A 14,223-nucleotide genomic window follows, 5' to 3' on the forward strand; every position below is an offset into this window, starting at 1 on the left:
CAGCCTACCCGGTCAAAACAAGGACAAGCGCAATCATGCGCGACAAGACTGCGACGTGGCTTGAAACAAAGGCACGCAAATGTCTGAAAAGACAATATATTCCGATCTAAAGCAGCTCGGCTCAAGCACTCCGGTACCGCAATCTCCGGAGGAAGCTATCCTGGAACGGGTGGCAAATCCGCAAGCTGGCACGCCTTACTGTGTTCGCTTTACCGCGCCTGAGTTCACCTCGCTCTGCCCAATGACAGGCCAGCCCGATTTCGCGCATCTGGTGATCGACTATGTTCCCGGGCAATGGCTGGTGGAAAGCAAATCCCTGAAACTGTTTCTTTTCTCCTTCCGCAATCACGGCGCATTCCACGAAGACTGCACCGTGACCATAGGCAAGCGCCTCGTGGAGCTTCTGGAGCCGGAATGGCTCAGGATCGGCGGCTATTGGTATCCACGCGGCGGTATTCCCATCGACGTTTTCTTCCAAACAGGAGCGGCACCGCAGAACGTCTGGGTACCGGAACAAGGCGTGCCCAACTATCGTGGTAGAGGCTAGTTGATCAGTGCCGCAGTTGCGGCTGCAGATTGCGGTCCCTATTATACGAGCAGACCACATGGCCCCTGAAAGGACCCCCATGAAAAACTTCGCCATTCTGATTTCTCTGGCTGTTCTTGCAGGATGTGGGGGAGCAGGCAAGGCCGCCATGGACACAGGCAAGAGCTTTGACCGATTCGCCTGCATGTCGCGCAATTTCAAGGGCGAACCACCCTGCCCTCAGCCGGAAGGCGCAAACCAGCCAGCACAATAAAGCCAGAGGAGGCCTGTCATGGCTATCGAACCCAAGGACGTTCTCGATTTCTGGTTTTCGCCCAAGATGCGGGAAAACTGGTTCAGCAAAAGTGATGAGATCGACACGGAAATTCGTGAGAAATTTCTGGCGGCTTATGAAGATGCTCGCGCCGACAAGCTGGAACACTGGAAACAGCAGCCGGAAAGCGCACTTGCGCTCACCATTCTGTTCGATCAGTTTCCGCGCAACATGTTCCGTGGTTCACCCCGTTCTTTCGAAAGCGACGGATTGGCCCGCGATGTGGCGGCACAGGCGCTCGATCATGATTTCGACCGGAAGCTGTCACCAGAACAACGCCAGTTCTTCTATCTTCCGTTCATGCATAGCGAATATCTGAGCGACCAGAAGCGTTGCGTCGATCTCTACGAAAGGCTCGGCGACGAATTCTCGCTCGGCTTTGCCCGCCAACATCATGATATCATCGAACGCTTTGGACGCTTCCCCCATCGCAACGAGGTGCTTGGCCGCGATACGACCCATGAAGAAGCTGAGTTCCTTAAGGAACATGCCGGCTTTTGATATTCAGAGCAAACGATAAGGCAAAATTCCGCGGCGGTCGTGATCGACCGCCAATCTGCTTTTTAGCGGTGGAACGGCCCGTTGCACGCATTCAGCACGCTCGCAAATACGGCAGGAAACACCGATCGGATCGAAGGCCGAACGGACAGCGATATCGAGCCCGTCCGCATAGACAAAATCCTGCGCATAGGCCACCTCACAGCCAAGGGCGATAGCGTAGCGCCGCTGGGGCGCATTGAAGCCGCCCTCGCTCTTGGTTAGTTCTGTCGCAATGCAAAGATAACGCGCGCCATCCGGTGTTTCGGCCAGCTGGCGGATGATCCGCCCCGGTGTCTCAAACGCCTGATGCACATTCCACAGCGGGCACGCAGCACCATAGCGTGCAAACTGCAACTTGGCGGCACTGTGTCGTTTCGTGATATTACCGGCCCGGTCTATACGCGCAAAGAACACCGGCACGCCCCGATGGCCGGAACGCTGCAAGGTGCTGAGCCGATGCGCGACCTGCTCAAGACTTGCCCCAAATCGCGATGCCAGCAGTTCCAGGTCATGACGCAGTTCTTTCGCTGCTGAGAGGAATATCTGATAGGGCAACAGCAGCGCCCCGGCGAAATAGTTGCGCAAGCCGATCTTGCAAATTTCAACAGCCTCGGCAGAGCGAAAATCGGCGCGTCTAGCAATCGTGCTCACCAGTTCTTCCATCTCCAGTTCGGCGATTTGGAACGCGATCTGGAAATTGCGGGTTGAGGCGGGGGAATAGGGGTTGAGATAAAGCACCCGTGCTGCAGGATCGAACCGACGCAGGACTGCCTCCTCCGGTCCAGCCCGCGCAATATGCACCCGGTGATGCTGCTCCATATATTGCGGCAAGGCCACGCCAATATCCCTGCCCGGGATATTTAGTTCCACCGCAAGCTTTTCTGCCGCAATATCAATCTCATGTACGTAATTGTCGATAAAATGGAAAAAGTCGCGAACTTCCTCGTAGGGCGCAGGCTCGGCAGTGGAGGGAGCGCGGCCAAGCTGATTATCCAGACTTGCGAGCTGCTCGCTGTTACGGCGATAGGCCTGATGGCACGCTATCAGCGCATGCGCCAGCCCCGGCGCATTTTGCGTAATGAGCTTCAATTCCTGCAGGTTCGGCTTGTAATTGTCAAAAACGGGATCGGCGAGCGCTTCAGAAACTGCTGAAAGCAACCGATCATCATCCCCCAGTGAAATAGCGCCTATATCGATCTGATAGTTTTCAGCCAGTGCCAGCAGGACCGCAGCGGAAACAGGCCGTTGATTATTCTCAATCTGATTGAGGTAACTCGTTGAAATACCAAGTCGTTCGGCAAAGCCCGATTGGGTTGCCTTATGCTGCTCGCGTATTTCGCGTATCTTTCTGCCGATATAAAGTTTTCTCGGTGCCATATTTGCAAATTCGCATTTCGCTATTTGCAAATTAATATCCTACACAATCGCACCTTTTCAAGCTTTTCCGGAGCGCCTTCGGATTTTAAGCAGGAAAGGAGAAAAAGACTATCTTTTCAGTTTCATAACTCGCCTTCCAAAGGCCGCCCAAAAGTGGGGACTTTATGCAGGAACTTCTTGAACAGCTCGAAGCCCGTCGCGCGGAGGCCCGCCTTGGCGGCGGCCAGCGCCGCATCGATGCCCAGCACGGCAAAGGCAAGCTCACTGCCCGCGAAAGGATCGAAGTGCTTCTCGACGAGGGATCGTTCGAGGAGTTCGACATGTATGTCACCCACCGCTGCACCGACTTCGGCATGGAAAAGCAGAAGGTTGCCGGAGACGGCGTGGTGACAGGCTGGGGCACGATCAACGGTCGGCAGGTCTATGTGTTCAGCCAGGATTTTACCGTTCTGGGCGGCTCATTGTCCGAAACCCATGCACAGAAAATCTGCAAGATCATGGATATGGCCATGAAGAACGGCGCGCCGGTCATCGGGCTCAACGATTCCGGTGGCGCCCGCATTCAGGAAGGCGTTGCGTCGCTCGCGGGTTATGCCGACGTGTTCAAGCGCAATGTGGATGCATCCGGTGTGGTGCCGCAGATCTCCGTCATCATGGGCCCCTGTGCTGGCGGCGCGGTCTACTCGCCTGCCATGACCGACTTCATCTTCATGGTGCGTGACAGTTCCTATATGTTCGTGACAGGCCCCGACGTGGTGAAAACCGTGACCAACGAAATTGTCACGGCGGAGGAACTGGGCGGTGCCTCGACCCACACCAGAAAATCATCGGTCGCCGACGGCGCTTATGAGAACGATATCGAAGCGCTGGAACAGGTCCGCATTCTGTTCGACTTCCTGCCGCTCAACAATCGCGAAAAGCCGCCCGTACGTCCGGTATTCGACGATCCGGCACGGCTCGAAATGCGGCTCGACACATTGATCCCGGATAGCGCCACCAAGCCCTACGACATGAAGGAGCTTATCCACGCGCTGGCAGACGAAAGCGATTTCTTCGAAATTCAGGAATCTTTTGCAAAGAACATCATCACCGGCTTCATTCGCATGGACGGTCAAACCATCGGTGTGGTCGCAAACCAGCCCATGGTGCTTGCCGGTTGTCTTGATATCGATTCATCGCGCAAGGCTGCCCGCTTTGTTCGCTTTTGCGATGCCTTCAATATCCCGATCCTGACCCTTGTGGACGTTCCGGGCTTCCTGCCGGGCACGGCACAGGAATATGGCGGCGTCATCAAGCACGGCGCAAAGCTGCTCTTCGCCTATTCGCAAGCCACCGTTCCCATGGTCACGCTTATCACCCGCAAGGCCTATGGTGGAGCCTATGACGTGATGGCCTCGAAACATATCGGCGCTGACATCAATTATGCATGGCCGACGGCGGAAATCGCGGTCATGGGTGCCAAGGGGGCAACAGAAATTCTCTATCGTTCGGAACTGGGCGATGTCGAGAAAATCGCCGCGCGCACGAAGGAGTATGAGGAGCGTTTTGCTAATCCGTTCGTGGCCGCTGAACGTGGATTCATCGACGAAGTCATCATGCCGCATTCCTCGCGCCGCCGCATTGCCCGCGCTTTTGCCAGCCTGCGCAATAAGCAGCAAAGCACGCCATGGAAGAAGCACGACACCATTCCGCTTTAGTTTCGCATGATCTTATCCGAAAACCGGTTCCCACTTTTCGGGATCATGCCGTGGCAATGATCCGGTTCATTTGAGTAAAAGCACATGATCAAGAAAATTCTCATTGCCAATCGCGGCGAAATCGCATGCCGGGTCATCAAGACGGCGAAGAAAATGGGCATCGCAACGGTGGCGGTCTATTCCGACGCCGACCGCAACGCCCTGCATGTCAAAATGGCCGACGAAGCAATCCATATCGGACCAGCGCCGTCCAATCAGTCCTATATCGTCATCGACAAGATCCTCGCGGCTATCAAGGAAACCGGCGCGGATGCCGTGCATCCCGGCTATGGCTTTCTGTCGGAAAATCCGCGTTTCGCTCAAGCACTGAAGGCCGCCAACGTCACCTTCATCGGGCCGCCGGTGAACGCAATTGACGCCATGGGCGACAAGATTACCTCGAAGAAGCTTGCATCCGAAGCCGGTGTTTCCACTGTGCCCGGTCATATGGGTTTGATCGAGGACGCCGACGAAGCAGTTCGCATTTCCACATCCATCGGCTATCCTGTGATGATCAAGGCTTCTGCTGGCGGCGGCGGTAAAGGCATGCGCATCGCGTGGAACGACGACGAAGCTCGCGAAGGTTTCCAGCTATCGCGCAACGAGGCAAAGTCCTCTTTCGGCGACGACCGCATCTTCATCGAAAAATTCGTCACGCAGCCGCGCCATATCGAAATTCAGGTTCTGGGCGATCAGCACGGTAACGTTGTCTATCTCGGTGAACGCGAATGCTCGATCCAGCGCCGCAATCAGAAGGTCATCGAAGAGGCGCCGTCACCCTTCCTTGATGAAGCGACCCGCAAGGCCATGGGCGAACAGGCCGTGGCTCTCGCAAAAGCGGTTGGATATTTTTCAGCCGGCACGGTGGAATTCATCGTTGATGGCGCGCGTCAATTCTACTTCCTTGAAATGAATACGCGTTTGCAGGTCGAGCATCCGGTGACGGAACTCATTACCGGCATCGACCTCGTGGAAGAAATGATCCGCGTTGCATCTGGAGAAAAGCTCCGTTTCGACCAGAGCGACGTGAAGCTGAACGGTTGGGCAATGGAAAGCCGCCTCTACGCGGAAGACCCATATCGTAACTTCCTGCCTTCTATCGGCAGACTTACCCGTTATCGCCCTCCAGTCGAAGGCCGCAATTCGGATGGTACAATCGTGCGCAACGATACCGGCGTGTTCGAAGGCGGCGAAATTTCGATGTATTATGATCCGATGATCGCAAAGCTCTGCACGTGGGGCCCGGACCGCATCAGCGCCATCAATGCAATGGGAGATGCTCTGGACGCATTCGAGGTTGAAGGCATCGGCCACAACCTGCCTTTCCTGTCGGCTGTGATGGATCATCCACGCTTCCGCGAGGGTGCCCTCACAACCGCATTCATCGCCGAGGAATATCCGGACGGCTTTGCCGGAGTATCGGTTTCCGAAGATGATGCGCGGGTGCTTGCAGCAGTTGCAGCCCAGATCAATCTGGCAATCGAACAGCGCAACGTGCAGATTACCGGGCGGATTTCCAGCGAACAGCAATCTGTGGCGACCGACTGGGTGGCGACACTTGGCGGGCTCACTTTGCCGGTTCGAATTGCAGAAGGTGAAGGCGGAACGACGATCAATTTCGTGGATGGCGGCAGCCTGCCAGTTGCCAGCGACTGGCATCCGGGCAGCCATCTGGGCTCGTTTACCGTTGGCGGCAAGCCCATCGCTATCAAGGTTTCGCGCTCGGGCACTGGCTGGCGTTTGCGCTGGCGCGGTATGGATGTAGTTGCCCACGTCCGCAGGCCGCGCATCGCAGAACTTGCACAGCTCATGCCGGTAAAGCTGCCTCCTGATACGTCAAAGATGTTGCTCTGCCCGATGCCCGGCGTCATCACATCAATCCTTGTCAAGAATGGTGAAACGGTCGAGGCTGGTCAGCCGCTGGCCACCGTGGAAGCCATGAAGATGGAAAACGTGCTGCGAGCGGAACGCCGTGCTACCGTAAAGCGCATTACGGCGGAAGCAGGTGCAAGCCTCGCCGTGGATGAACTGATTATGGAATTTGAGTGAGGTTCGATATGAGCGAGCGCCCCACCACCCGAGCAGACTGGGAAACCTTGGCCGAGAAGGAACTGAAACGGCCAGTCGACAGCCTCACTTGGCATACGCCGGAAGGCATTGACGTCAAGCCGCTCTACACGGAAGACGACCTGCAGGGCATCGACCATCTGGGCACCCTGCCCGGTTTTGAGCCTTTCCTGCGCGGGCCGCGTGCAACCATGTATGCGGGCCGTCCATGGACCATCCGGCAATATGCGGGCTTCTCCACGGCTGAAGAATCAAACGCCTTCTACCGCAAGGCTCTTGCCGCTGGTCAGCAGGGCGTTTCGGTTGCTTTCGACCTTGCCACGCATCGCGGTTATGACAGCGACCATCCACGCGTTGAAGGTGATGTGGGCAAGGCTGGCGTTGCCATCGATTCCGTGGAGGACATGAAGGTTCTTTTCGATGGCATCCCGCTTGAAAAAATCTCCGTTTCCATGACCATGAACGGTGCGGTGATCCCGATTCTCGCCAATTTCATTGTGGCGGGTGAAGAACAGGGCGTTCCCCGCGCGCAGCTTTCCGGAACGATCCAGAACGACATTCTCAAGGAGTTCATGGTCCGCAATACCTATATCTATCCGCCGGAACCCTCCATGCGGATCATTGCGGATATCATCGCCTATACCGCTACCGAAATGCCGAAGTTCAACTCGATTTCCATTTCCGGCTATCACATGCAGGAAGCGGGCGCGACGCTGGTTCAGGAACTGGCCTTCACGCTTGCGGATGGCCGTGAATATGTACGCGCAGCCCTGAACAAGGGCCTGAATGTCGATGATTTTGCGGGTCGCCTGTCGTTCTTCTTCGCTATAGGCATGAACTTCTTCATGGAAATCGCCAAGCTGCGCGCTGCGCGCCTGCTTTGGTCGCGCATCATGAAGGAATTCGATCCGAAGAAACCCGGCTCGCTGATGTTGCGTACGCATTGCCAGACTTCAGGCGTATCGCTTCAGGAACAGGACCCTTATAACAATATCGTCCGCACGGCATTTGAAGCAATGTCTGCGGCACTCGGCGGCACCCAGTCGCTCCACACCAATTCCTTCGACGAAGCCATTGCTTTGCCGACAGAATTTTCGGCTCGCATTGCCCGCAATACACAGCTTATCCTCCAGAACGAAACCGGTGTGACCAAAGTAGTCGATCCACTGGCAGGTTCTTATTACATTGAAAGCCTCACCAATGAACTGGCCGAAAAGGCATGGGCACTGATCGAGGAAGTCGAGAAACTCGGCGGCATGACAAAGGCTGTCGAAAGCGGCCTTCCGAAGCGCCTCATCGAAGAAGCAGCCACCAAACGGCAGGCAGCAGTCGACAAGGGCGAAGAAGTCATTGTCGGGGTCAACAAATTCCGCCTCGAGCAGGAAGACGAAATCGACATTCTGGAAATCGACAATAGCGCCGTTCGCCAGTCGCAGATTGTACGTCTCAATCGTATCAAGGAAACGCGCAGCAAGGTAAAAGTCGAAGCAGCCCTTGCGGAGTTGGAAAAAGTCGCCAGGACCGGTGAAGGCAATCTTCTCGCGGCCGCCGTTGAAGCTTCCCGCGCCCGCGCCAGCGTCGGTGAAATTTCCGATGCCATGCGCCACGCATTTGGAGATCATGCCGCCGTTCCGAAAATCGTCAAGAAAGTCTACGGCGCGGCCTACAAGGACGAGCCGGAATATCAGACGCTGGTTGACCGGCTCGGTGATTTCTCGAAGCAGATCGGTGAAACCCCGAAAGTGATGGTGGCAAAGCTCGGCCAGGACGGCCATGATCGCGGCGCCAAAATCATTGCGTCAGCATTTGGTGATATCGGCTTCGAAGTATTGGCTGGCCCCCTGTTTCAGACTCCAGATGAAGCAGCCGATATGGCGATCAAGTCCAAGGTGCATGTTCTTGGAGTTTCGTCGCTTGCAGCCGGTCACAAAACGCTCCTGCCGCAGCTTGTCGACACCCTCCGCAAGAAGGGCGCGGAAAATATCATCGTCGTCTGCGGCGGTGTCGTTCCGCGTCAGGATTATCAGTATCTGTTCGACCATGGTGTGGCGGCAGTATTCGGACCAGGTTCGAATGTGCTCGACTGCGCCCGCGCCGTGCTCGATCTGATGGAAGGCAAGCGTCGCAATCTGTGAGTATTTTCAGATAGATACGCCCATTACAGGACTCATTTTCTGAACAACTTCAGAAGCCGGGTGAATAGCCCGGCTTCTTGCTTATAACCATCGTTCAGTTTTTCGGCCCGGCAAAACCGGCAATCGTCGAGCCAGTAACAGATACTGGATCGCTGGCGGGAAACGTATCCTCCAACCCTTCGTCCAGTTGGCGCTCGAGCTCTGCCCGGTCTCCAGCACGGCGTGCGCTTGGGCGTGTCAGCAGGCTTTCAGGCTGAATACCGCATTCCATACATGCAACACCCAACGCTTCACCGAGCTTCATCGCAGCGCGGCGTAGCACTTCATCACGTGCCAGTTCGGCTTCTGCCTCGTTCTCAACCTTGACGGTGATCTTTTCTTCGCCCTCAGTGACAAACTCCACCATATAGAGTTTGAATCCCCCGACGGAACTGATGCGGGTTTCGACAATCTCCATCGCTTTACCTCCGCGTTCTTTGCGTAGATCAAACGGTAACCAGCGCCCGAAGGTTCCGTCCGCATATGCAAATACGGAACCGCGCCCCTCAATCAAGCGTTTCATACCTGTCGTTTGGAGGTTGCGATGTCACAGTTCTTCACAAAGCTCAGCGAGAAAACTGCGGAACTTGCCGGCCATTATCTGGCATTTGTTCTGGCTACCTTGTCGATTATCATATGGGGTATCAGCGGACCGTTCTTTAACTTCTCCGACACGTGGCAATTGGTGGTGAATACATCGACTACCATCATCACCTTCCTAATGGTGTTTCTGATCCAGAACGCACAGGATCGAGAAGCAAGCGCCACACAAGCAAAACTCGATGAAATCTTGAGTATCGTCTCAACGACCAAAAGCGAAACCATTGGCGCGGAACATCTGCCTCTCAACGAATTGAAGGCAATTCTGAAACGTCTCGAAGCACAAAGTGAAAAAAACACAACTCAAGAGCCAGAATGAGCAACACATCTTCCCGGCGTGACGTTCAGGCCTATATCTCCTCAGCAGAGATCTTGTCGTTAGCAGAAAGGATGTCCCATGGCCGTCACCAAAAAGCAGGAAGCTCGCGCTCTCAATGCCGACGAAAAAGAGTTGGTGGAAAAGTCGCATCATCCTTTTTTGCAGGACGTTCCCGACGAAGAGCTTTCCCATCTGGCAAAGCTGATCCGCGAACGCCGTAAAAAGGCAAAAGACCAGGCCCACCAACGCAGACGTGAAATGCGTGGAAAGGGCACGGCTCGCGGCGCAACGCCCTCCAAGGCGGATGAAGGTTCACACTTGAAAGTTTCTGTACTGGCCATGGCCGTGCGTCGCATCAATACCGAAGTTGAACGTCGTCGTCGAATGTCCGCCAGCGCAGAATTAATAGCCAATGCCCGAAAGGCACTCGCGACCAAAGAAGCAAACGAGAAAAAGGGGAAGGATTTCAACACGCGTCATGCGCTTAATGGTATGCGCAACATCCCGAACGAAAAATACGACAGCCTTGTCCGTCCCGCAGAACGTGGACGGCTTCGGAAGGCCGCCAGCGTCGCTCAGGCAAAGAAGGATACTCGTCAGAAGGAAGCGGGCTAAAGCTTGTTGCCCAAAAGTGGAAGCTAATTTGGGTAACAAGCTTGAAAATGAATGGCTACAGCATTTCTAGCGCCGTCTTTCGGGCAGGTGGCGCGAAAGCCCGATCCAGAAGTTTCAATTGATCTTCGGAAAGCCGCAGTTCTGCGGCTTTTCTGTTATCCCGCACATGATGCAGGTTGGAGGATTTTGGAATTGCAATGACATTCCCGCTACGCATCGTCCAGGCAAGCGCGACCGAGGCAGGCGTTCCTCCCGTTTCGCTTGCAATCTCTGCCAGTACGGGATTGCCCAGCAATCGACCCTGTTCAATGGGCGAATAAGCCATAAGTGGAATTTTGCGCTCAGCACACCATGGCATCAGATCAAATTCCGGACCTCGTCGCGTCAGATTGTAGAGTATCTGGTTTGTCGAGACGGCCTTGCCACCCGTTATACCGACCAGCTCTTTCATGTCAGCCGTATCGAAATTGCTGACGCCCCAGCTCACGATCTTCCCGGCATGCTGCAATTCTTCGAATGCCGCGACGATCTCTTCAAGTGGATATCGCCCACGCCAGTGCAGCAGATACAGATCGATATGATCAGTGCGAAGGCGCTGCAAGCTTCTCTCGCAGGCCTCAATCGTGCCGTTCCGTGACGCATTGAACGGCAATACCTTGCTAACGATAAACACGTCGTCACGGCGTCCCGAAATGGCTTCGCCCACAACATCTTCCGCCTCGCCGTCTGCGTACATTTCCGCCGTATCGATCAGCGTCATCCCGAGATCGATACCGCTTCTCAATGCTTCGATTTCAGAGCGGCGTTGCGTGCTGTCCTCGCCCATATACCAGGTGCCCTGCCCCAGCGCTGGAACCGTCTGGCCCGAAGGCAGGGTGATCTGTGGTACGGTACCGGTCATTGCATCTTCCCCTATCAAACGATCATTCCCATGATCGCTACACGTCCGGAAAATTCAAGGCCTAAGAATTAAGCCTCATGCAAAATGCAGGCCGAAGCCCTGCATGAGCCTGCGAATGGCATAATCCGGATTTTGGGATGTCACCACCGCTAGATCATTGTGATGATGTAGCTCTTCATCGGCGCGGCGTGGTTTCAGCAGGGAGACAGTGCGCCGGGCGATCGCTTCCGCAGGATCGAGCCAGTCAACCGGCCATGGCGCCAAACGACGAAACACATTGGCAAGAAACGGATAGTGCGTGCAGGCCAGAACAACAATGTCGGTCCGGCTGTCATCCTGCTCAATGAAGCACGGGGCGATCTGGTCCACAACCAGCGCCTCATCGATCTTCTCGCCGCGAATATGCGCTTCCGCTACCGCCGCAAGCTGGTCAGCACCAACGAGACGAACATGACACTGGGAAGCAAACGATTGAATGAGATCGCGCGTATAAGCACGCCGCACAGTACCGGGGGTCGCCAGCACGGAAACGAGCCCCGACGATGTTCTTTCGGCAGCGGGCTTGATTGCCGGCACTGTGCCGACAAACGGCACCGAAGGATAGGCTTGCCGTAAATCGTCCAACACCAGCGTGGAGGCCGTATTGCAGGCAATGACCGCGATTTCGGGATCATAAGCAGCGATGAGCTTGCCGAACAGCTCGACAATCCGCTCCCTCAACGCATCCTCTTCCCATCCGCCATAGGGAAACCCGGCATCGTCGGCAACGTAGACGAAGCGACGATCCGGCATAAGCACCCGCGCTTCGCGCAAAACCGTCAGCCCTCCGATACCGCTGTCAAAAACCAGAATGGGTCTTTCGGCGTCGGCAGAAGGCATGGCGGAAAAGCTTACAGCGGGTGCGTTTTTCATTCGTCCTTGTCCTTTGTTGCCGGAGCCTCGCTCACAGGCTTGCGCGCACGGCCTTCCGGGGCACCCGAGCCACGCGGCTTCTTCGGTGTGAACACGTCAAGAGACGTAACAACGCCGCGTAGCAGCTTCAGCTCCGCAGATGCGAAACCGGCGCGCGTCAGTACGGCGCGCAAATTATTGACCATGATTTCCTTACGGGCTTCCGGGCGAAAATACCCTCTGACATCAAGAGCTTCTTCGAGATGATTAAAGAGTCCTTGCAACTCCTGCTTCGGCGCCATCTCAAGCTCCGGTCCACGGAACACCGTTTCAGTCTCCGTCTCAAGACCCGACTTCATCCATTCATAGGACATCAATAGAACGGCTTGCGCGATATTCAGCGATGCGAAGGCCGGATTGACCGGAAACGTCACCAGTTCGTCCGCCAGACCGACTTCCTCATTGCTGAGACCGAAGCGTTCGCGACCAAACAGGATGCCGGTCTTCTCTCCGGTCCTGAAACGGCGGCGCAGTTCGCCACCCGCTTCCACGGCGCTGCGAACCTGCTTGAAACCATCGCGTTCGCGTGCCGTTGTCGCATAGACGAAATTGAGATCGGCGATAGCAGAAGGGAGGTCGTCATAGACCACTGCATTGTCGATCACATGATCGGCCTTGCTGGCTGCTGCCCTCGCCTTCTCGCTTGGAAATTCCTCGCGCGGATTAACGAGACGCAGTTCAGCCAGACCAAAATTCGCCATGGCACGCGCCACCATGCCGATATTTTCCGGCAATTGCGGCTCCACCAGCACGATCGCCGGTCCTTCCGCGATAAAGGGGCGCTGTTTATCTGTTCCTGCCATGATCTCTTCCGCATTTGCTATCGTATCGTGGCGTTTCCCTTACATAATTGACGCGGAATCGCAAAGATTCCCCTTACGTGTTTTACGGAAAAGCCTGTGTAGTAGCCCGATAACACCTGTTTGCCGCCCATTCATGCCAGACTGCTTCCACCAGATACAGGATCAAGGGAGGAAACCATGTCCGGTAAGAAGATACTCATGCTTTGCGGCGACTTTGGTGAGGACTATGAAACCATGGTCCCGTTCCAGACACTTTTGACGGTTGGCCACACGGTTCATGCGGTCTGCCCCGGAAAGAAGGCTGGCGATCATATCGCGACAGCCATTCACGACTTTGAGGGCCATCAGACCTATACGGAAAAGCCGGGGCATAACTTCACGTTGAACGCTACCTTCGCCGAGGTGAAACCGGAGAGCTATGACGCACTTGTCATTCCCGGTGGCCGGGCACCGGAATATCTGCGTCTCGTCGGTAAGGTTATCGCCGTGGTGAAGCATTTCTTCGAGGCAAACAAGCCTGTTGCTGCAGTCTGCCACGGCGCGCAATTGCTGGCCGCAGCGCGCGTTCTGGAAGGTCGCACCTGCTCTGCCTATCCGGCCTGCCGCCCGGAAGTCGAGCTTGCCGGCGGCACCTATGCCGACATTCCGGTCGATCAGGCTGTCACGGATGGTAATCTTGTCACGTCGCCCGCATGGCCCGCCCATCCGGCATGGCTGTCACAGTTCCTTACTGTGCTCGGCACCAGGATCACCCATAGCTGATCGCAACACCGCCCTGCCTGTTTGCCAACAAGGTTGCAGGTGGGGCGAAACTGAGCGACAGTAAGGTTGGGAGAATGATCCGGAGGAAATCATGTGCAGGCTGTTCATCGGTGCCGATCCTGAACTCTGGCTGAGCGTGACACGTTCGCTGCGTATCGACGGCGTTGTAACGAGCGTCCGGCTTGAGAATTTCTTCTGGTGGGCTCTGGAAGATATTGCGGCACGCGATGATCTCACGGTCAGCCGCCTGATCGGCAAACTTTACGATGAATCACGCAATGAGGGGCACGACCTCGATAATTTTGCGTCGTTCCTGCGAGTCTGCTGCGGACGCTATCTTTCGCTACAGTTGAACGGCCTTGTTCCCACCGACAAGTCAACCGCCATCTCCACACTGGATGCGGAAACAATTTTGGTCAGGGAAAAGGAAAACTATCGCGAGCGGCAATCGTCATGGGAGAAATCTCACGTTAACAACCACGCCGCATAATCTGCGCCATCAGAAAGCCGTTCCACAC

The 14,223-nt window shown here is 55.6% G+C and carries 15 protein-coding genes; 10 read left to right on the forward strand and 5 right to left on the reverse strand.

Going from position 1 to position 14,223, the window contains the following annotated elements; all coding sequences use genetic code 11:
- Positions 1-79 precede the first annotated feature (79 nt).
- The 3 genes from queF to HWX93_RS11235 all read left to right on the forward strand — a co-directional run bounded on the left by queF (position 80) and on the right by HWX93_RS11235 (position 1,361).
- Entirely contained in the window at positions 80-547 is a 468-nt protein-coding gene (queF, locus tag HWX93_RS11225) for a preQ(1) synthase (protein WP_176037423.1), read from the forward strand.
- A 79-nt stretch (positions 548-626) separates the two neighbouring features.
- Entirely contained in the window at positions 627-800 is a 174-nt protein-coding gene (locus HWX93_RS11230; protein ID WP_176037424.1) for a hypothetical protein, read from the forward strand.
- A gap of 18 nt (positions 801-818) precedes the next feature.
- A complete protein-coding gene (locus tag HWX93_RS11235) occupies positions 819-1,361 on the forward strand; it encodes a DUF924 family protein (protein ID WP_176037425.1) in 543 nt (180 codons plus the stop codon).
- 3 nt (positions 1,362-1,364) lie between these two features.
- On the opposite strand, the gene HWX93_RS11240 is transcribed toward HWX93_RS11235, so the two are convergent.
- Positions 1,365-2,777, reverse strand: coding sequence for a helix-turn-helix domain-containing protein (locus HWX93_RS11240; RefSeq protein WP_176037426.1), 1,413 nt, complete (start codon positions 2,775-2,777; stop codon positions 1,365-1,367).
- 164 nt (positions 2,778-2,941) lie between these two features.
- Here HWX93_RS11240 and HWX93_RS11245 point away from each other — a divergent pair, with 164 nt between their 5' ends.
- From HWX93_RS11245 to scpA, 3 genes are all read left to right on the forward strand, one after another.
- A complete protein-coding gene (locus HWX93_RS11245) occupies positions 2,942-4,474 on the forward strand; it encodes an acyl-CoA carboxylase subunit beta (RefSeq protein WP_176037427.1) in 1,533 nt (510 codons plus the stop codon).
- Between the two features lie 84 nt (positions 4,475-4,558).
- Entirely contained in the window at positions 4,559-6,562 is a 2,004-nt protein-coding gene (locus tag HWX93_RS11250) for an acetyl-CoA carboxylase biotin carboxylase subunit (protein ID WP_176037428.1), read from the forward strand.
- A gap of 8 nt (positions 6,563-6,570) precedes the next feature.
- Positions 6,571-8,715 carry a methylmalonyl-CoA mutase gene (gene scpA / locus HWX93_RS11255; protein WP_176037429.1) on the forward strand — a complete coding sequence of 715 codons (2,145 nt, stop codon included), beginning with the start codon at positions 6,571-6,573 and terminating at the stop codon, positions 8,713-8,715.
- 94 nt (positions 8,716-8,809) lie between these two features.
- Here scpA and HWX93_RS11260 read toward each other — a convergent pair whose 3' ends face one another.
- Positions 8,810-9,172, reverse strand: coding sequence for a hypothetical protein (locus HWX93_RS11260; protein ID WP_176037430.1), 363 nt, complete (start codon positions 9,170-9,172; stop codon positions 8,810-8,812).
- A gap of 126 nt (positions 9,173-9,298) precedes the next feature.
- Here HWX93_RS11260 and HWX93_RS11265 point away from each other — a divergent pair, with 126 nt between their 5' ends.
- Complete coding sequence (locus tag HWX93_RS11265; protein ID WP_109987740.1) at positions 9,299-9,673, forward strand: low affinity iron permease family protein; 375 nt, start codon at positions 9,299-9,301, stop codon at positions 9,671-9,673.
- 78 nt (positions 9,674-9,751) lie between these two features.
- Positions 9,752-10,288 (forward strand): hypothetical protein, encoded by a 537-nt coding sequence (locus tag HWX93_RS11270; RefSeq protein WP_109987739.1) that lies wholly within the window; start codon positions 9,752-9,754, stop codon positions 10,286-10,288.
- Between the two features lie 55 nt (positions 10,289-10,343).
- On the opposite strand, the gene HWX93_RS11275 is transcribed toward HWX93_RS11270, so the two are convergent.
- The 3 genes from HWX93_RS11275 to HWX93_RS11285 form a co-directional block, all read right to left on the reverse strand.
- Complete coding sequence (locus HWX93_RS11275) at positions 10,344-11,189, reverse strand: aldo/keto reductase (RefSeq protein ID WP_176037431.1); 846 nt, start codon at positions 11,187-11,189, stop codon at positions 10,344-10,346.
- A gap of 75 nt (positions 11,190-11,264) precedes the next feature.
- Positions 11,265-12,101: a glutamate racemase gene (gene murI, locus HWX93_RS11280; protein ID WP_176037432.1), complete on the reverse strand. Its 837-nt coding sequence runs from the start codon at positions 12,099-12,101 to the stop codon at positions 11,265-11,267.
- A complete protein-coding gene (locus tag HWX93_RS11285) occupies positions 12,098-12,943 on the reverse strand; it encodes an RNA methyltransferase (protein WP_109987736.1) in 846 nt (281 codons plus the stop codon). The genes murI and HWX93_RS11285 overlap by 4 nt, the downstream gene beginning before the upstream one ends.
- 177 nt (positions 12,944-13,120) lie before the next feature.
- Between HWX93_RS11285 and HWX93_RS11290 the strand changes: the two genes are divergently transcribed.
- Entirely contained in the window at positions 13,121-13,705 is a 585-nt protein-coding gene (locus HWX93_RS11290; protein ID WP_176037433.1) for a DJ-1/PfpI family protein, read from the forward strand.
- A 91-nt stretch (positions 13,706-13,796) separates the two neighbouring features.
- A complete protein-coding gene (locus HWX93_RS11295; RefSeq protein WP_176037434.1) occupies positions 13,797-14,195 on the forward strand; it encodes a ribbon-helix-helix domain-containing protein in 399 nt (132 codons plus the stop codon).
- Positions 14,196-14,223 lie beyond the last annotated feature (28 nt).

It is taken from the genome of Brucella tritici (assembly GCF_902825325.1).
Lineage (GTDB): Bacteria > Pseudomonadota > Alphaproteobacteria > Rhizobiales > Rhizobiaceae > Brucella.